Origin of the sequence: Streptomyces sp. NPDC001027 (assembly GCF_040299045.1) — a bacterium.
Classification (GTDB): domain Bacteria; phylum Actinomycetota; class Actinomycetes; order Streptomycetales; family Streptomycetaceae; genus Streptomyces.
Window position 1 is genome coordinate 1 of the sequence record NZ_JBEPBI010000159.1, and the last position, 18,051, is coordinate 18,051.

At 67.7% G+C, this 18,051-nt stretch carries 14 protein-coding genes; 6 read left to right on the forward strand and 8 right to left on the reverse strand.

The genetic code is table 11. The features are described 5' to 3' along the window. Positions 1-94 precede the first annotated feature (94 nt). The gene (locus tag ABT300_RS30705) at positions 95-613 is read left to right on the forward strand and encodes a DoxX family protein (RefSeq protein ID WP_351682458.1); all 519 of its coding nucleotides are present in this window, start codon (positions 95-97) and stop codon (positions 611-613) included. Positions 614-1,647: 1,034 nt separating this feature from the next. Here the strand turns inward: ABT300_RS30705 and ABT300_RS30710 are convergent. From ABT300_RS30710 to ABT300_RS30725, 4 genes are all read right to left on the reverse strand, one after another. Next, positions 1,648-5,205, reverse strand: a complete 3,558-nt coding sequence (locus tag ABT300_RS30710) for a family 78 glycoside hydrolase catalytic domain (protein ID WP_351682460.1) — start codon at positions 5,203-5,205, stop codon at positions 1,648-1,650. Positions 5,206-5,638: 433 nt separating this feature from the next. Continuing rightward, complete coding sequence (locus ABT300_RS30715) at positions 5,639-6,496, reverse strand: isocitrate lyase/PEP mutase family protein (protein WP_351682462.1); 858 nt, start codon at positions 6,494-6,496, stop codon at positions 5,639-5,641. A gap of 567 nt (positions 6,497-7,063) precedes the next feature. Next, positions 7,064-8,794, reverse strand: coding sequence for an N-acyl-D-amino-acid deacylase family protein (locus tag ABT300_RS30720; protein WP_351682465.1), 1,731 nt, complete (start codon positions 8,792-8,794; stop codon positions 7,064-7,066). Between the two features lie 283 nt (positions 8,795-9,077). Beyond that, positions 9,078-10,685 carry a GMC family oxidoreductase gene (locus tag ABT300_RS30725; protein ID WP_351682468.1) on the reverse strand — a complete coding sequence of 536 codons (1,608 nt, stop codon included), beginning with the start codon at positions 10,683-10,685 and terminating at the stop codon, positions 9,078-9,080. Positions 10,686-11,139: 454 nt separating this feature from the next. On the opposite strand from ABT300_RS30725, the gene ABT300_RS30730 reads away from it, so the two are divergent. Next, positions 11,140-12,525: an aldehyde dehydrogenase family protein gene (locus ABT300_RS30730; RefSeq protein ID WP_351682470.1), complete on the forward strand. Its 1,386-nt coding sequence runs from the start codon at positions 11,140-11,142 to the stop codon at positions 12,523-12,525. A 238-nt stretch (positions 12,526-12,763) separates the two neighbouring features. On the opposite strand, the gene ABT300_RS30735 is transcribed toward ABT300_RS30730, so the two are convergent. After that, entirely contained in the window at positions 12,764-12,985 is a 222-nt protein-coding gene (locus ABT300_RS30735; protein WP_351682473.1) for a hypothetical protein, read from the reverse strand. An 883-nt stretch (positions 12,986-13,868) separates the two neighbouring features. Here ABT300_RS30735 and ABT300_RS30740 point away from each other — a divergent pair. From ABT300_RS30740 to ABT300_RS30750, 3 genes are all read left to right on the forward strand, one after another. Continuing rightward, complete coding sequence (locus tag ABT300_RS30740) at positions 13,869-14,039, forward strand: hypothetical protein (RefSeq protein ID WP_351682476.1); 171 nt, start codon at positions 13,869-13,871, stop codon at positions 14,037-14,039. 338 nt (positions 14,040-14,377) lie between these two features. After that, complete coding sequence (locus ABT300_RS30745; RefSeq protein WP_351682479.1) at positions 14,378-14,500, forward strand: hypothetical protein; 123 nt, start codon at positions 14,378-14,380, stop codon at positions 14,498-14,500. Then, positions 14,497-14,688, forward strand: a complete 192-nt coding sequence (locus ABT300_RS30750) for a TfoX/Sxy family protein (RefSeq protein ID WP_351682481.1) — start codon at positions 14,497-14,499, stop codon at positions 14,686-14,688. The genes ABT300_RS30745 and ABT300_RS30750 overlap by 4 nt, the downstream gene beginning before the upstream one ends. Positions 14,689-14,946: 258 nt before the next feature. Here ABT300_RS30750 and ABT300_RS30755 read toward each other — a convergent pair whose 3' ends face one another. The 3 genes from ABT300_RS30755 to ABT300_RS30765 all read right to left on the reverse strand — a co-directional run bounded on the left by ABT300_RS30755 (position 14,947) and on the right by ABT300_RS30765 (position 16,513). Then, positions 14,947-15,357 carry an SDR family oxidoreductase gene (locus ABT300_RS30755; RefSeq protein ID WP_351682483.1) on the reverse strand — a complete coding sequence of 137 codons (411 nt, stop codon included), beginning with the start codon at positions 15,355-15,357 and terminating at the stop codon, positions 14,947-14,949. Positions 15,358-15,371: 14 nt separating this feature from the next. Next, the gene (locus tag ABT300_RS30760; protein WP_351682486.1) at positions 15,372-15,707 is read right to left on the reverse strand and encodes an SDR family NAD(P)-dependent oxidoreductase; all 336 of its coding nucleotides are present in this window, start codon (positions 15,705-15,707) and stop codon (positions 15,372-15,374) included. A 197-nt stretch (positions 15,708-15,904) separates the two neighbouring features. Further along, positions 15,905-16,513 (reverse strand): TetR/AcrR family transcriptional regulator, encoded by a 609-nt coding sequence (locus tag ABT300_RS30765; RefSeq protein WP_351682489.1) that lies wholly within the window; start codon positions 16,511-16,513, stop codon positions 15,905-15,907. Positions 16,514-16,592: 79 nt separating this feature from the next. On the opposite strand from ABT300_RS30765, the gene ABT300_RS30770 reads away from it, so the two are divergent. Beyond that, positions 16,593-17,912: a 4Fe-4S dicluster domain-containing protein gene (locus tag ABT300_RS30770; RefSeq protein WP_351682490.1), complete on the forward strand. Its 1,320-nt coding sequence runs from the start codon at positions 16,593-16,595 to the stop codon at positions 17,910-17,912. The last annotated feature ends 139 nt before the right edge of the window (positions 17,913-18,051 follow it).

The following is an 18,051-nucleotide window of genomic DNA, read 5'->3' on the forward strand; positions in this document are numbered from 1 at the left end:
CACAGAAGTGCCCTCGGGTGGCGGGAACGGCACGTAGCGACTCGGACCATCAGAACAAGCGCGGGGCGCGCCCGCGCATCGGGAAGGAACCGCCGTGAGCAACGACATCACCGCCGTCAACGCCGTTCTGCTCATACTGCGCGTCACCGTCGGAGGCACGTTCATAGCTCACGGATATCACCACTGGCGTGGTGGCGGCGGGGTCAAGGGCACCGCCAGCTGGTTCGAGAACCTTGGACTCAGACACGGTGCGTTGCAGGCCTGGGCCAGCGTACTCACCGAGATCGGCGCCGGAGTCCTGCTCGTTGCCGGTCTGTTCACGCCGCTCGCGGCCGCCGCGGTAGTCTCGGTCATGCTCGTCGCCTTCGTGATCTGGCATCGCAGGAATGGCTTTTTCATCCTCAAGGAAGGCTGGGAGTACGTCGCCGTGCTCGCGGTCACCGGGCTGACGCTCGGCACGCTCGGAGCCGGCGAGTGGTCGCTCGACCAGGCGCTCGGACTCCGCCACGACCTCTACGGCTGGGCTGGCCTGTGGATCGCGCTGGGCGTGGGCGTGGCCAGTACGGGTCTGCTCCTGGTCGGGACATACCGCCCCGCGAAGCGCGAGGACTGAGAACGCCGGGCGGACGCCGCGATGTGCCGCCGGTTCATCGCGCCACCGCGCAGCGGACTTTCGGGCGCGGCGGTCCCGGTCCGGGCGCGCTCCTGGCAGCCGGAGGGGCTGGGACCGAACTGCAGGAGGCAAGGACCCCGCCACGCGACAGACGGCTGTACCACCTGTCGGCTAACACGTGAACGTGGACCTGACACGAAGACCCGGCAACTGCGCTGGTCAAGTGGTAGGAACGGGTTCGAAGCGGATCATGAGTCCAAGGCTGTTGGCTTCCTTCGGCGCCGGACGTACGTGGAGAGACAGGTCCGGTCCGCTTGTTCCTGATCGCGGCCATGGCCGCGATGCCCAGGATGCGCTCGAGATTGTGCTGCCCGGCCGGGTCCTCCCCGACTTTTCACGCCCGCGGACTCGTTCGGCCCGGGCATACACCGATCTACGAGGCCGGGTGCTGGGCGATGGGGTGGCGCATGTCGCCGCCGGTCCCGGCGAGAATGACCTCCGCGGCATCCGGCCGACCCCCAAAATCGGGTCGGAGGATGAACGCGTGGTGGTCGGCGGACTCGCTGTCCAGAGCCTCCGCCAGGATCGAGATCTTGACACGAGCCTTTCCTGCGGCCAGGTCCGCAAGACGCTCCGGGGAACGTCCCCCGGCGACAGGGCCTCGAGGACGGCGTGGCCGCTCACACCGGTCACCTCGGTCGGTACGAGGTGAGCTTCATCCCCGTGCGCACGTGGTGGCGAACCGCTCAGTCCTCGAACTCCGCGGTTCTCGCTTGCAGCGTGCTGTGGAGTGCGCACGCAGACCAGCAGGAAACGCTTGCCCGGATCCCATGGCAGACGGCAGAAGAACGACCTCATCCTTGACGTCTTGCCGACTCATGACACCCTCCCGACGAATTCGTTCAGCGAGAACCCCGGGGATCGAGGCGGGAATCGGAATCTGACACGTGGGCTCCCGGACAGCGAAACGCCGCCATGGCGACAAACTGTGGTCCCCTGGCTGACACCGCACCAAGCGACGCAACTCGGCGGGTCTACCAGGGGCGGGGGGTGTTGAAGTGGTGGGTGCCTGCGGTGGCCCGGTAGATCCGGTAAGGCTTGCCGCCGCTGGTGTCCTCGCGGACGAATGCCGCGCTCTTCGGTGCTGTGACGCTGTTGCCCTGGGTGGGTACCCAGATCTCGGCGAGGGTGTTGTACGGGACGGTGACCTTGAGGTGGATGCGTCCGTCGTCGCGGCGTGTCCAGTGGGAGGCGACCGTTCCGCGGACCGTGTCCAGGGTCGCGGCCACGTGGTTGAGAGGGGCCGGTTCGAGGCTGGTGTCGGTGGTGGAGGCCGGCACCTTGCTGTTGACCGCGATGGTGGGGATGTACGGCCGGATGCGCAGGGTCTCGTAGGCGGTGGAGGTCGGCTGGATGCCGGCCAGCCCCTGATAGAACCAGGTGGCCACGCTGCTGCGGTAGTGGTGGTTGACGCTGCCTTCCAGCCGAGCGCCCTCGACGACGACTTCCCAGTTCTCCCACAAGGAGGTGGCTCCTTGTGCGATCTGGTTCACGTATCCGGGATAGCCGGGCTGCGTGACGGCTTTCAGGGCGATGTCGGTGTAGCCGTATTCGTCGAGGATGTTGAACTCATAGCGTGAGCCGTACATGTCGTTCTGGATGTGGTGGTCGGCGGCGACGAGGCGGTCCGCGAGGAGTCTGGCGAGAGCCTTCTTGTTCTGGGCCAGGGTGCGGGTGCCCGAGAGGTGCCGGGGGTCGTTGGTGGGAAGGTCCGAGCCGGGGACGAGGTCGAAGGCGATGGCCAGGGTGTTCTCGCTGGAGAGGCTGCCCTTGGTGAAGCAGTTCTTGCCGGTGTCCCAGTAGTTGGCGATGAAGGCCCTGCGCAGGGTGCCGGCCAGCGTGCGGTAGTGGCGGGCCCTGGAGGTTTTGCCCAGGAGTTCACCCACTTCGTCCATGTAGTCGCAGAAGTGGATGTAGAAGGCCAGGCTGATCACTGCGTTGTCGCCGGGAGCCTCGGCTCCGGAGTAGGCGCCCAGCGAGGCGGTGAAGCGGTAGCCGTTGGCCTCGGTGAACAGGGACTCATAGGTGATGAGCAGGGCGTCCTGGTGGTCGTACAGCTCGGCGTACAGGGTGCTGTTGCCGTAGTACCTGTGCAGTTCGCGGGGGATGACGAAGTAGGCGGAATCCCAGGCGGGCACCGCCTTCCAGGTTTTCGACCAGCCCGGGGTGTGGTCGTAGCCGTATCCGCCCTTCGCGGCGGGCAGGATCATGGGGAGCTGGCCGGTGGAGATCTGCCCGTCAGGGAAACCCCGCAGGTACTTGGTGAAGGCGGCGTTGACGTCCCAGGTGAGGAGCTGCGACTCGGAGCTGGCCATGGTGTCGCCGGTCCAGCCGTTCTTCTCGCGCGAGGGCGTGTCGGTGGGCTTCTGGACCAGGTTGTTCTGCTCAGCCCATTCCAGGTTGTGCTGGATGCGGTTGATCAGCGCGTTGTCGGTCGTGAAGACGCCGGTGCGGGCGAAACCCGACCGGGCGACGTGCACGCTGAACAGGCTCAGGTCGCGCTCGGACTGCACCGGGCGGCCGAGGACCGCTTCGAGATGGCGGACCTCCATGTAGCGGAAGCCCCAGTGATGGAACTGGGGTTCCCAAGTCTGCCGGGCCGAGGAGTCGAGTGTGTAGTAGTTGGTCTGCAGGTTGGCGTCGTGGAAGACGTTCTCCTCGACGAGGGTGAGGGGGACGTCCGCCGTTCCCTTGCCGGAGACCTTGTTCGCGCCGCTCATCCGCAGGGTCAGACCCGCCGACGCCCGGGGCACTCCGGAGAGGGACAGGAGGGGGAAGCCGGTGAGGATCTGCCCGAAGTCGACGATCCATACGTCGGCGTCCGGAGCGGCGCGCCGCAGTGTGCGGGCGTGCAGGGTCTGGTTGACCACGACGGGTTCCGCCTCGTGGGCCCGGACACGGGCCGGGGTGAATCCCTCCGGGACCGTGGTGGCAGGCAGTGTGCCGTGGTACTTGGGCGCGGTGCTCTGGCAACTGCCGGGTGCCGTCAGTACGGTTGCGGGCTGCCACCGTGACCGGGCACGGTGGCTGGCGGCGCGCCAGTCGCCGAGTTCGGCGGCGCGGCGGGCGTCGTACTTCTCCCCCGAGTAGACGGAGTCGAAGAGTGTGGGACCGTCCGCGGTCTGCCACGAGGCGTCGGTGGACACGGTGGTGGTCCGCCCGTCTCGGTAGGTCACGACCAGCATGGCCCGCATCCGCGGCGCGCCCACATAGGGGGCGAGGTGCCAGTACCACTCTTGCGGGGTGGTCACCCCGTACCAGCCGCGGCCCAGTTCGGCGGCCAGCGCGTTCTCCCTGCCCGCATGGACCAGGCGGGTGACGTCGAAGGTGTCGTAGAAGACGGTGCGGTCGTAGGTGCTGTGATCGGTCAGCAGACGCGGGATGTTCGATTGGTCCTTCGCGGGCTTCCTGCCGTCGGTGGTGAGGGGCTCGCCGTTGATGGTGAACGTGACGTTGCCGGCCGCGCTGAGGTAGAGGCGCGCTGTGGCGATGTCGCCGTGGGCGAGGTCGGCTGTTTTGCGCAGCAGCGGAGCCGGGTTCGCGATGGGCAGCATCGCGTTCTTGGCGACGAACGTCAGACCGCCGGCTGTGCTGATGCCGCTCTCGAAGGGGTTGGCGCCGCCAGCGAGGTCGCAGCTGAAGTCCGCGGCTCCTGTCCCGGTGACCTTCACCTTGCGTACGACCGCTGAGCTGCCCGCTCCGAAACCGATCGATCCGCGCCGCCGGATCTGGTCCTCCTTGAGAGTCCGGGAGTCGACGTGGACGCCGTTTACCGTGGTGGTCACCGAGAGGCCCTTGGCCTGGATGACGACGGTGTGGTCGCGGGAGCCCCAACTGTCCACTGTGAGGCCGGTGTCCACCGACACGGCGACGGTGGCGACGGTCACGGTCCGTGTTCCGGTGGCCGTGGGGTTCGTCTCGCTCTGAGGGTCGTAGTGGTTGTGGCCCCAGTCGGGCTCGGACGTACCGTCATCGACCCAGGTGTTCCCCGCATAATGGACGGTCGCCATCACCAGCTCCATGCCGGTGCCGGATTCCGTCTTGCGCAGGGTCCAACTCAGCGCCTCGCCCCAGGTCTTGCCGATCGGCTCGGCACGCAGCAGCAGGGTCAGTCCGGTGGCCGGTGCGGTGCCGCCGCGGAAGACAACCGTCTTGGTGACGTCCTCCCAGCAGTGGTCCTGCGGCTGGCGGCCACCGATCCACCGTGCCCGGCCCCACTCCGACTCCCCGGCCAGAAGCCCGGTCTCCCAGCGCGCGGTGTCACTCCAGCGCGAGGCCCTGCCCTCGGCGTCCCAGGACCGCACCCGCCAGAAACACTCCTGACGAGAGGCGAGTTCCCGGCCCTCGTAGGGGACGGCGGCGCTGTCGGAGCCGCGCACCTTGCCGCTGTTCCACAGATTCCATCGGCCAGGGGCCGTACCCACCTGGATTTCGTACGCCGTCTGCCGCTCCACATACGGCACCCAGCTGAAGACCGGGGCCGACTCAGTACCCAGCGGGGAGGTGACCGAATTGACCTGCAAGCCGGCCACCGATACGGGAGGAGTCGCACCTCCGCCAACCGGAGCTGCGGAGGCTGACGTCGCCAGGCCCGCAGGAAGCACCGCCCCGGCCCCTCCCGCGCCGATGATCCCCACCATGTGTCGGCGACTCAGGGCGTCCTGCGGCAGCTCCGACATAGCCGTACTCCCTCGCTCAGCACTCCACGACTGATTAATACGTTTCAATTATTGGCGTGGAGACTAGTGGGACAGTCGGATTCAGGCAATCTCTTCTGTAGAAATCCCTGACGAGTGCTCTGGCGTCCGTATCAATCGAGGGTCATAGGGGTATTGAACGTTTCAATTCGAGAGGCCAGTGCCGCCACCACCCCTGGTGGGGTGGTGGCGGCAGTCCGTCGTGTACGTACCTGTTCCGCACGGCCGCCGGCCGCACGCCGGTCGCAGCGCTGCAGGGGCGCTGGGGTCACCGCCCCTCTTCGTACCGGTTGCGAACCGTCTCCCAGTAGGGCTGGTCGAGGACGGCGTCGAGTTCGTTCGGGTGCTTTCCGGGGTGGGCGATGTAGAACTCGCGGGAGAGCCTTCGCTTGTCGAGAAGCTCTCGGTACAGCGTCTCCATCGCCTGATGGGCTGCGAGGAGGGTGTCGGCGCTGTGCAGGATTGCCTTGGCCCCGGCCTTGTCCAGATCCAGGCTCTCGGCGCCGCCGCCGAAGGCGAACACCTTGCCGGGCAGTTCCTTGCAGTAGCGCACGAGGTCTTCGGGCTCGCAGTCGACGGGGATCACGTAATCGGCGCCAGCCGCCAGATATGCCTCGAAGCGGCGCATGGTGGCACCCGGCCCCTCCATGCGGCTGGCCTCGGAGCGTGCAACCAGGATGAAGTCCGGGTCCTCCTTCGTCTCGGAGGCGGCCCGGATCCTGGCCGCGGCCGTCCGGACAGGGTAGAGCTCGCGCCCGTCCTCGTAGCAGGACTGTTTGGGGAAGACCTGATCCTCGACGACGACCCCGGCCACCCCGGCGCGCTGAAATGACTGAACGGTGTGGATCAGATTGGTGACCGGGCCGAAGCCCTGGTCGACATCGCAGACCAGGGGGATGTCCACGGCATTCACTATGTTGCGCGCGACGCCGAGGAAGTCGGCCATGCTGCTGAAGCTCCAGTCCGGCTTTCCGTTCACGACCGCGCTCACCGCGTAACCGCTCATGAACAAGGCCTTGAAGCCGGTCGATTCGGCCAGCTTGGCCGAGAAGGCGTCGTGGACGCCGGCCGCCAGGACGGCCGTGTCGCCCTCCAGGAGTGTGCGAAGCGTCTTCGCGTTGTTCATGAATTCCTCCATATCGGAACAAACCGCCGGTCCGGCTGCTCACGCCTCGTGTGGGGCCATGGGCCGCCGGACTCGATCAGTGGCCCCGGGGCGCTGGCCGGTCGGTGGCAAGAACTTGAGGCAGGGGATCGGGGCGGCTGCTGAGTTCGAACTCGGTGCCCAAGGGCAGGCCAAGCGGACCGGGCGACAGGCGGATCGGCGGTGTCGTTGCGCCGGCAGGCGTGCCCGGGATGACGCCCTCACGAGTCGACGCCGGGCCCTGCGTCCAACGATGGTCCCACGCGACACTTCCGGCAACGTGCACGTGCACGGGCACGTGCGCCGGGCCTGCCGAGGCCGACATGGCGTGAGATCAGCGGCCGATGCCATGGCCGGTGCATTCGTAGTGCACCGGGATGTCGGAGCCTGGGGTCGATCACGCGAGGCCGGCGGCTCGTTGACCGAAGGGCTTCGGCGCGTCGGACGGTACGGGGGAGTGCGACGATCGTGTGATCACAGGAGCGGTGTGCCCCGCGTCGCTGCTCAAGGGGGATGGCAGCAGATCAGCACAGCACACCGCTCCTGTGATCACTCAGCCGCTGCGGGAGCGTTCCGGCGGCCACGGACCAGCTTGCCGGGACGCGCGCTGGTCGGCTTGCTGTGTTCGGCGATCACCTCGCCGGAGACGAGGGTGGCGACGTAACCGTCGGCGCGCTGGTCCAGCCGCATCCCGCCGGCGGGCAGGTCGTGGACGACCTCCGGCATGTGGAGCCGCAGTCCGTCGTAGTCGATGACGTTCAGGTCCGCCTTGTAGCCCACCGCGATCCGGCCCCGATCCTCCAGGCCGGCGACGCTCGCGGGCGCCGAGGTCAGCTCACGGACAGCGGTCGGTATCGTGTACCGGCCCGTGGCCCGGTCGCGGGTCCAGTGCGTCAGCACGAACGTCGTGAAGCTGGCGTCGCAGATCATGCCGTAGTGCGCACCGCCGTCTCCCAGACCCAGTACCACATCGTCCCGGCGCAGCAACTCGCCGACAGTGTCGAGGGAGTTGTCCAGGAAGTTTCCCAGCGCCGAGAACAGCATGGCGTGCCCGTCCTGTGCGAGCAGGCGGTCGTAGGCCTCCTCCTCAGGGCTGACCCCGCGGGCCTTCGCGAGAGCCAGGATGCTCCGTGAGGGATCCGGCTCGTAGTTCGGCGTTTCCTCGTCGAAGGCGAACATCCATTGCCAGTTCAGCAGGTACAGCAGTGGATGCCCGTCGGTGGGACCTTCGGCCAGGATACGGGCGCGGACGTCGGGCTTGCGCATCTCGGCGACCCGCTCCTCCAGCGGAAGGTCCGCGATCGTCCGGTAACTCGGATAGGTCACGAACGGATTCGCCGACAGCTCCAGCCCGAGGATCATCCCGATCGGCCGCGGGAACAACTGGGCGGTGATGGACACCCCCTTCGCCTGGTACTCCTCGCCCAGCGAGAGCACCCCGGCCCAGTTGGTGCGGCCGCCGTTGTCGATGGGCAGGGTGTAGGTCACGTTCAGCCCGGTGGCGCCGGCGGCCTCGAACACCGGACGCATCGCCGCCTCGAAGTCGCCCTCGAGGGCGTCCGGCGCGGAGATCTGCATCAGCCCGCCGCCGGCGTCGGCGACCCCTGCGCCGATCGCCTGGAGTTCCTCACGCCCGGCCTGGTAGCTGGGGATCTGGGCCCCGCTCTCGGTTCGGTGGAATCCCGTGTGCGACGAGGCGAAGCCCAGCGCCCCGGCCTCGACGGCCTCACGGGCCAGCTCCCGCATCCTGGCCAGGTCCTCGGGCGTGGCCGCTTCCCGGTCGGCGCCCCGCTGCCCCATCACATACACCCGTAGCGGGGAGTGCGGCAGCAGCGGTGCGACGTCGATGTCCCGAGGCCGGGAGTCCACCGCGTCGAGGTACTGCGGGAATGTCTCCCAGTCCCAGGGCAGTCCCTCGACCATGACGACGTCGGGGATGTCCTCGACGCCGGCCATCACGTCCACGAGCACGTCGTGGTCCTCCGGGCGGCAGGGCGCGAAGCCCACTCCGCAGTTGCCCATGACGGCGGTTGTCACACCGTGCCCGGATGACGGGTTCAAGCGATCCGACCAGATCGCCTGCCCGTCGTAGTGCGTGTGCAGGTCGATGAAGCCGGGGGTCACCAGCAGGCCGGTGGCGTCGATCTCCCGCGCTCCCGCGCCCTTGACCTCGCCCACCGCTGCGATCAGTCCATTGGATACGGCGACGTCGCCGACGTATGGGTCTCCGCCCAGGCCGTCGACGATCGTGCCACCACGAATGACTACCTGATATTCCATAGGGTGTAATAAATCACCGACCTCCTCATCTCGCAAGAGGTTGGGCCAAGAGGATTCATCGGGTTCGCCCGGATGCGTCGACGTTGTCCCCGGCAGCGTCGTTGCGCCGCCCACCTGGCCGCAGAACCTCACGCCACCGGGATGCTGGTCGCACGCCGGACTATTGCTCGGCCGGACATGAGGAGGGCCCGCGCAGAGCCGGACGAGGCTGCGCGGGCCCGTGCCCCATGGGCCGCCCCGGCGCATGGCCCGCGCCGCCGGGGGTGTGCGACAACCGGTCTGTCTACTTCCCGGCAAGGATGCGATCGGCGATGATGAGTGCTGCTGCCATGGTTGCCGCGTTGTTGTTGGCGGACGTCAGGTGCGGGAACACTGATGCGTCGATGACGCGCAGGCCTTCGACGCCGCGCACGCGGAGGTCGGCGTCGACGACGTCGTCATCGCCCGGCCCCATCGCACAGGTGCCGAGTGAGTGGTATCCGGTCGCTCCGTACTGGCGTGTGAGGTCGATCAGCGTCTCATCATCCTGCACGCGCTCACCGGGAAAAGTCTCCCGGACGAGGTACTTGCCGAGCGGGGCCGCAGCCAGGACTTGCCTGGCCCGGCGAACGCCGTTGGCGAGTGTCGCGCGGTCCTTCTCGGTGCTCAGGAACCCGGTGATCAGCTCAGGGGGCGAGGCCGGGTCGGGGGAGGTGATGTGGATGGAGCCCCGGCTGCTCGGACGCATGGGCATCATCAGCAGCATCAGGCCGGGGTCGTCGTTCGGGAAGAACGTCTTCTGGGGGTGCAGGCTCATCGCCACGAACATTGCGAAGATGTCCGGCCGGGGCTGGTCAGGTGTGCTCTTGAAGTAGCCGAGCGCGTTGTAGCCCCCGAACGAGATGATCCCCCGGCGTGTGAACAGGTACTTGGCGCCAGTGAGGAACTGCTTGAACCGGGTGTTGACCTGGCCGTTGAAGCTCGGTGTGTCCGCGATGTCGTAGACGACGTTCATGCCCCGGTGCTCGCTCAGGTTCTGGCCCACCTTCGGACTCTCCACCTGCACCGGAACGCCGGCACGGGTGAGTATTTTGGGGTCACCGATGCCGGAGCGTTCCAGGACGAGCGGGCTGTCCAGAGCGCCTGCGGCCAATAGCACCTCGCGGCGTGCCCGGAACTCGACTGTGCCGTTCTTGGTGCGGGCACTCACGCCCACCGCCCGGCGCCCCTCAAGAATCACCTTGTCCACATCGGCATGAGTGATGATGGTGAGGTTCGAGCGGCGCCGAGCGGGACGCAGAAAGGCGCGGTCGGCGCCGACCCGAAACCCGTGGCGGATGTTCGAGGCGGTGTAGGCCACGCGCTCGTCATCACTGCCGTTGGGGTCGTCCACGGTCGGGATACCCAGCGAGCCCGCAGCCTGGAAGAACAGCCCGACCGTCGGATCGTCGGGACGGGCCCGCGAGATGTGGATCGGCCCACCGCTACCGCGCAGCTCGTTTGCGCCCAGCTCATGGTCCTCAAGTCGCTTGAACGCGTCAAGGAACACCTCCCAGTTCCAGCCCGGATTGCCTGCCGCCTCGATCGCGTCGTAGTCCTCCTTCCATCCTCGGTTCCAGACCATCCCGTTGATCTCGGTGGAACCGCCGGTCATCCGGCCGCGTGTCCAGTGCTCGCGGAAGCCGGGGTGCAGTTCCTCGGTCGGGAACGATTTGGTGAAGTGCTTGGAGACGCCGGGCGTGTACGCCGTGAAGAAGAACGACTTCGGCACTTGCGTGACCAGGCGGATGTTGCGTCCTCCAGCCTCCAACACAAGCACGCTGTTCCGGCCGTCGGCGGTCAGCCGCTCGGCCATGACGCTGCCAGCTGCTCCCGAACCCACGATTACGTAGTCGAATTCGTGCTCGGACATGGGTGTGCCCTCCTTCGTCGCAGAGCCTGGTATGAGAAGGCCCACAAACCTCCCAAACTATGGCCGGATATTACACTCAGACGAATAAAAGGGAAGGGGTGCGTGCGCTTCCGCTCTCCGGGTCGGCTCGACGGGCAAGGCGGCCGGGGGGCGTGCCGTCCGGCGCCCCGAGGTGCAGTGGGGTCGAGGTGGTGGTGCGGTGCAGTTGCGAACCCCGAGTCGCTGCGTGCGCGGGCAAGGGGCGTTCGGGGCGGCCGGCCCTGGTGGCGCGAGGTGGCGGTTCGGTGCGCCCGTGTGTGGCGCCCGGGGCGTGCATCGGTTGCCGTCGCATCGGAGGTGATGCGTGGACCTGCAGGTTCGTCCGCCCTCTGGCTTTGACGCCAAAGCAATACTACACTCGATAGAAAAATTGCCTCGTCGAAGCGGACGAGGCTTGGGTAAAGGAGTTCTGACCTTGGCAGCCACGCAATCTCGCCAGATCATTCGCACGGTCAACCCTGCTACCGGTGAAACCCTCAAGGAGCATCCTGCGCTCACGGACGAAGAGGCCCTTGACCTGCTGGCCCGTGCCGACCGAGCGTTCCATTCCTGGAAGCGGACCCCGCTGGAGCGGCGCGTGGAGCTGTTCCTCAAGGCGGGTCAACTCGCAGAGGAACGCGCTGAGGCGTTCGCGCGCGAGTCGTCCCTGGAGATGGGGCGCCCCTTGTCGCACGGACTCGGCGAGGCTTCGGCCGTACCGTCGGTGTTCCGGTACTACGCGGAGAACGCCAAGGAACTTCTCGCAGGCAAGGAACTGGACGTACCGAACTTCGGCCGGGCTTATGTACGGCCTGAGCCGACCGGGGTCGTCCTGGGGATCGAACCGTGGAACGCGCCACTGATGCAGGCGATGCGTGCCGCAGTGCCGAATCTCATGCTCGGCAACACGGTAATTCTCAAGCCCTCCAGTGTCACCCCTGCCACGACCTTCCTCTTCGACGAACTGTTCGCGGACGCCGGCTTCCCTGAGGACGTGTACCGGACGGCGCTGCTGTCGTTTGACCAGATCTCCACATTCATCGCGGACTCCCGCGTCCGGGGTGTCACGCTGACCGGCTCCGACAAGGCCGGTGAGATCGTCGGAGCGCAAGCCGGTCGCGCGGTCAAACCCGCGGTGCTCGAACTCGGCGGGTCGGACGCGTTCATCGTGCTCGACTCGGCCAACCTCCAGGCGGCCGTCGGCACCGCGGTCGCATGCCGTCTCGTCATCGGTGGTCAGGCCTGCACCTCACCCAAGCGCATAATCGTCACCGAAGCCGTCGCGGACGAGTTCATCGCGGGCTTCACCGCCGGCTTCGCCGGCCAGAAGGTCGGCGACCCCTTCGACCCGGAGACGACGGTCGGCCCGATGGCGACCGAGAAGGGCGCCGACGACCTGCAGAGCCTCTACGACGACGCGGTCGCCAAGGGGGCCACCGTGCTGGTGCCCGGGGGCCGCGTGGAGGGCCCCGGCGCGTACTTCAAGCCTGCGGTGATCACCGATGTCACCACCGAGATGCGCGTCTACCACGAGGAGGCGTTCGGCCCACTCGGTGTGATCTACCGGGTGCCCGACGCCGACGCCGCGGTCGCCCTTGCCAACGACTCCGTCTACGGGCTCGGCGGGTCGGTGTTCGGCGCCGTCGACGACGCGATCGCAGTCGCCGAACGCATCGACACTGGCTCGGTGGCCATCAACGCCTGGCTCGGCGGCCCCGTCGAGGTCCCCTTCGGCGGCACCAAGGCATCGGGCTTCGGCCGGGAACTCGGACCCACCGCCATGGACGCCTTCGCCAACCACAAGGTCTACGCCATCACCTGAGTCACTGTCCGTCCGGAACGCGACTGTTCTTGAGTTAGCTCAGGGGTAGTTGACGAGATCCCGTCCGATCGGAAGATCGGGCGGGATCTTCGTTGTTTGCGGGTGGTGTTCGAATGTGCGGGGCGTCACCGGTGGTCATTGGTGGGGGCGTCGCCGGGATATCGGTGGTGATTCGGTGCGGGAGACGGGGTGAGGGCGCCGCGGGGCAGGCCGAAGCCCGTGTCGTGGTGCTGTGGTGTCAGGTTGCCTGCGTGGTGCGGATGCCGGCAGGCGGTGGAATCCCGGAGGCCGACGGGATGGGTGGCCGTTGTCCGTCGTTCCTGAGGTTCTCCTCGGTGCTCTCGTTTTTGGCGGCGGGTGTGCTGGTCTGTGTCCAGCTGCGCAGGATGTCGAGGTTGATCGTGAGGATCATCAGGGCGAGGAGGATGGTCTGGGCGACGCGGCCGTGCGCGAGGCGCATATTGGGGTCGGCGATGTCGATGCGGTGGCCCTTGGCGCGGCGTTCGGACGGGCTTGTAGGCGTGGTGCCAGGCGGGGCTGAGGTAGGGGCGTTTCCTGGCGGGTCCCAGATCGGCGGGCAGGAAGTCGAGCTGGCCGACCTTGGAATCCGGGATCTCGACGGGCGTGTCGGCGACCGGCCGGGGCCAGCGGCACGGCGCGTGGGACGGTCATGCCGCCCGGCTGCCCAGGAGCCGGATCGCGGTGGCGTCATCGAGTGAGGGGACTGCCGGTGTACCGGTCCACGCGCTCAGCCGGATACGGGTCGCGTGCTCAGTCCGATTTGTCGGGGATGTTGCTGCGATCCCCGTGGATCCGTCGGTGCGGGGCTGCGTGGACGGGAGAGGCCGTCCACGCGGGCGTGCTGTTTTTGTGAGCGATCGTTCAACTGTGGAGGCGTCGGTGGGCCGCAAGCAGCTCTGGGACCAGGCGGAAGTGCTGGCCTCCTCCATGCGACTGTTCCGCCGCTGAGGCTACCTCGGGGGCCTCGCTGCGGGATATCGAGGAGGCGACCGGGCTGCACCCGGGCAGCCTGTACCGGGTCTTCGAAAGCAAGGACGGCCTGTTCCGCGCTGCCCTGGACGCTTATAACGACCAGGTGGTGCAGGGCCGGGTCCAGGTCCATCTCCTGGAACCGACGGACCCCGTGGCGGGCATTCGGTCGTTCTTCACCTCGGCGTACGATACCGACCTCGATCCCGATCCGGGCTGTCTGCTCACCAACACCGCCGTGGAGTCCTTCACCGTTCCGCAGGCCGCCGCCGGAGTGCGCCGAGGGCTGGACGTGATCGAGTCCGGCTTCGCCGACGCGCCGACGCGCCGACGCGCCGACGCGCGCCCGCGCCTTGGGCCTGCTGTCGGCGGATCTGGAAGTCGAGTTGTCGGCAGCCCGGCTGCTGGCGCTCTATCAGGGGCTCATGGTGCTGGTCAGGGCCGGCACGCCCCGCACGAAACTGCACACCATCACCGACGGCGCGCTGGCGTCGATCGGCCCCGAGAAAGACGGACAGCGATGAGTGATTCACAGCAGCTCTGGGCGAACTATGCCGCCTGCTGGTCGGCCGACCCCGACGAGCGGCTCGCGGACCTTCGCGCGGTGGCGGTCGAGGACATCGCCTAACGGGACCCAGGAACGGAGGTCAGCGGGCTGACCGAGCTGGCCGCCTACATGACCGGATTCGCAGGCCTTCCCCGGGCACCGGTTCCGCATAGACGAGGTACTCGACCACCACGACTGCTCGCTCGCACGGTGGACCCAGCTCGGCGAGCAGGACGAACCCGTCATGGTGGGCGTGAGCACCGCGCTCCACCGCGACGGCCGACTCGCCGACATCACCGGGTTCTTCCTCCCCTCGTGAGTGGCTCCCGCAGCCTCGCCGAGTATGTCGCCGATCAACTGGCGCCGCTCGGCGAGGTCACCATGCACCGCTACTTCGGCGGCTGGTACTGCGCAGCCACGGCAGCCAGTTCGCGATGATGATGGACACCCTCTATCTCCGCGTCGACAGCGCGGCCTGCTCTTCCTACGAGACTTCCGGGTCCACGCCGTTCACCTACCACGCCGCAGGCCGCGAGGCGGTGGTGCACACCTACTGCAGCGTCCCGGCGGAGGTGATGGACGATCAGGCTGAGCTGTGCTCCCCGGCCCGCACGGCACTCCGCTGATCAGCCGATCCCCACCCGTCGCACTGGCGGCACACCGCTCGAAACTCTGCTGGCCAGGCCTATTCATCAACACCTCGGAACGGCGGGCTTGACGGGTGGGAGGCGGGCTTGCGGGATCCCTCTCTGTCCGCCCTCCGCCCTCCGCCATTTCGGGACGGGCTGGTGGCGATCCTGCTGGCTCTTCAGGTGGGTTGCAGCCCGTCTGAAAGGCAGCTTGAGCTGGGAAGTCGAGGGCCGGGCTGCGTTCCAGACGTCGTGTCAGACGGTTTTGACGGATCCACCGTCAACCAGCAGGTCTGTGCCGGACATGCTGGCCGCCAGCGGTGAGGCGAGGTAGGCGACGGCCGTGGCGACCTCGGACGGTTCCAGCAGGCGGCCGGTGGTCATGCCCGTTGCGGCCGGGATCTGAGCCAGCAACTGCTCCTGGGTGACCCCCATGGAGCAGGCCAGCTCCGCGCCGTAGCTCTCCGGGCTCTCCCACAGCGCGGTACGCACCGCGCCCGGCGAGATGGTGTTGATGCGCACGCCCTGCGGTCCGAACTCCTCCGCCGGTGCCTTGCCGAAGGCGGTCGGCGCGGCCTTCGCGGTGGTGTAGGTGACGGGCCCGGCATGCGGCATTCGGGCGCTGTTGGAGGAGACGCTGACCAGCGCCGCCCGGCTGGTCCGCACGGCGGCCAGGAAGTTCAGGTCGAAGGACTGCTGTCACTGCGGTCGGTGAGGGAGAGGAAGCCGCCCGTCTGGCTCTCTCCGCTGCTGCCGCCAGCGACGTTGTTGACGAGCAGGTCGAGGTCGCCGAGCTCGGCGGTGGCGCGATCGATCAGCTGGGCGGGAGCGTCGGGAGGCCAGCAGGTCCACCGGGTACGGCCAGAGCGCCGGTCTCCTTCAGCTCCGGGGTGATGGGTGCGGGCGGCGGCCACCACGCGAACGCCTTCAGCGGTGAGCACCTGGACGGTGGTCAGCCCGATGCCGCGGCTCGCGCCGGTCACCACGGCGGTGGTGTTCGTCAGCTGCAGATCCATGGATGCGGAGGACCGGTCGGGGGCGTCGGCTCATTCGGCGGCCCCGATGTCGGCGGGCACCCTCGATCGTCCGCAGGCCAGCCGCTGTCGGACGGCCCGCGGTCGTCTCAGGGGAACGTTGTTTGCTTTGTGTCCGATGGCGGAGGTCGCGCAAGCCGACACCAACTCGCGGTGACGTCGGGCGCACCGGGCGGCGATCAGTCCGCCCGGGCCGCGTCCGGCTCGAGGCTGTCGACCAGAGCCAGGACGGAGGCGGTGGCGAGTGATGCCGCCATGGCGGCATCACCGCCGGCGTCCCGGTGGACCGCGATGGTGAAATGCGGGCTGAAGTGCGCGATCACCCCCGCCCGAAGCGCGGGGGGGATCGCGTCCTTGCGCCCGAGTGCCCGCCAGAGATCCCGTACCACGGCCTCGTTGCGATCCGCCCGGTAGCGGGTGATCTCGTCGGCGACCGCCGTGAGGGGGGCGGACAAGTTCGGCCGGGCCAGCAGCTCCCAGACGAGGCGCCCGAACTTGATGTTGGCGTGGTGCACGGCGAGGTACAGCTCGGACAGCCAGTCGCGCCAGTCGTCGCCGTCACGCAGCGGCAGGCTCTCGTCGAACCGGGGCGTGGTGGTGCGGATCGCAGCAACCACCAACTCGTCACGGGTGGAGAAGTGCCGGAACACTGTACGCCTGCTCACACCGGCGATCGTGGCGATCTCGTCGACGGTGACGTCCAGGCCGTGCTCCGTGAGCCCTCGCAGCCCAGCCTGGGCGATGTGTTCCACCGTCGCCGACCGCTTCATCTCCGCCAGTTCTGTCATACGGAGACCTTACGTGACACTTGAGAGTGTCATTGGTGGCATGGTTGAGTGACACGTACGACGAATGAGGAGCGACGAGATGGCGGACAAGTCCACTTCGGCTTCGCCCTACCGGCGCAGCCCGCGTCAGCGGCGCCTGCAGCGGCTCGGTCACCGCATCGCGGAACGCCTGGCACCGCAGTTGTTCGCGGTAGCCATGAACCCCCGCTGGGCTGTTTTGCTGAGCCGGAGGCCGTTTCTGCCGACGAGGGCTGTGCGCCGGCTGCGCTCTCCCGCCCGGGCCTGGACCGAGCCGGTCCCGGCACCTCCGGAGGAACTGCGCACCGTTCCCGGCATCCAGCTCGATCCCCGGGCACAGCAACTGGCCTTCGAGCAGGCGCCGCTGCACGACTTCTTCCGGCTCCACGCCGACACGCTGCGGACGTTGATGCCGAAGGCCACGATCATGGCGCCCCATGTGACCACCCTGGCGCGGGTGGAGACACCGACCGAAAACCTCAAGGAGCGCCAGGACATCGAGCCGACCCGGCCGCCGGTCTTGACCGCACCTGCGAAGCTCACTGCCCAGATGAAGAGGGAAGCGGCTGCACTGGGCATCAGCGGGTGCGGAGTTGCCGTGCACGACCCCAAGTACACCTTCGCCGAGTACGTGGGCAATGCCGTGGGTGACCGCGTCGTCATCTGCATCCAGGAGCAAAATTTCGACGCCACCCAGCGCATCCCCAGCCACCGTTCGGAGGAGGCAGCCCTGTCCACCTACGGCGAACTCGAGGACCGGCTGGTCGCCCTTGCCGAATGGCTCCGCTCCCAGGGCTACCGAGCCCGCCCGGAGACCTACTTGAGCGAGTCGATGGTGATTCCCTACGCGGTCGCCGCGGGTCTGGGACAGCTGGGTCTCAACGGTCAGCTCCTGACCCCCTATGCCGGTTCGCGATGCCGGATCAACATCCTGACCACCAACGCGCCCCTGGACGCCGACGAACCGGTGGACTACGGCCTCGAAGGCGTCTGCGACCGATGCCAGATCTGTGTCCGGCGCTGCCCGGTCGGGGCGATCCCGAACCGGCGCAAAGAGTCCCGGGGGGTCACCAAGGCCAAGTTGAACACCAAGCGGTGCCTGCCGCTGATGGTGCAGAGTTCCGGCTGCTCGATCTGTATGAAGACCTGCCCTGTCCAGCGCTACGGGCTGGACGCCGTCCTCACCGAGTATGAGAGCAGCGGCCGCATCCTCGGCAAGGACACCGATGACTTGGAGGGCTTCGACTGGCCGGTGGACGGCCGCCACTACGGCCCCGGCGAAACACCCCACGTTCCCGAATCGGTCACCCAGCCTCCGTCCTTCGCCTTCGACCCGGACCGCAAAACACCGCCCGAGGGACAGACCAACTTCCTGTCCTGAGCGGGTGCTCGACCGGTCCGAGCCCTTCGCGGGAAACACCTCTCAGAAGGCTTCCGCATACCGGTCGGTGGACGTGTTCAGTCGAACTGGGTTCTGGATCGGGTGATCGCGGCGGTGTCGGCGCATGAAGACAGAGTCC

What these genes read in the sequence shown, in the direction of transcription:
- ABT300_RS30715 (WP_351682462.1), bottom strand. Translation starts at nt 6,496, where the DNA reads ATGAACAACGCGAAGACGCTTCGCACACTCCTGGAGGGCGACACGGCC.
- ABT300_RS30720 (WP_351682465.1), bottom strand. Translation starts at nt 8,794, where the DNA reads ATGGAATATCAGGTAGTCATTCGTGGTGGCACGATCGTCGACGGCCTG.
- ABT300_RS30725 (WP_351682468.1), bottom strand. Translation starts at nt 10,685, where the DNA reads ATGTCCGAGCACGAATTCGACTACGTAATCGTGGGTTCGGGAGCAGCT.
- ABT300_RS30735 (WP_351682473.1), bottom strand. Translation starts at nt 12,985, where the DNA reads ATGCGCCTCGCGCACGGCCGCGTCGCCCAGACCATCCTCCTCGCCCTG.
- ABT300_RS30750 (WP_351682481.1), top strand. Translation starts at nt 14,497, where the DNA reads ATGATGATGGACACCCTCTATCTCCGCGTCGACAGCGCGGCCTGCTCT.
- ABT300_RS30760 (WP_351682486.1), bottom strand. Translation starts at nt 15,707, where the DNA reads ATGGATCTGCAGCTGACGAACACCACCGCCGTGGTGACCGGCGCGAGC.
- ABT300_RS30765 (WP_351682489.1), bottom strand. Translation starts at nt 16,513, where the DNA reads ATGACAGAACTGGCGGAGATGAAGCGGTCGGCGACGGTGGAACACATC.
- ABT300_RS30770 (WP_351682490.1), top strand. Translation starts at nt 16,593, where the DNA reads ATGGCGGACAAGTCCACTTCGGCTTCGCCCTACCGGCGCAGCCCGCGT.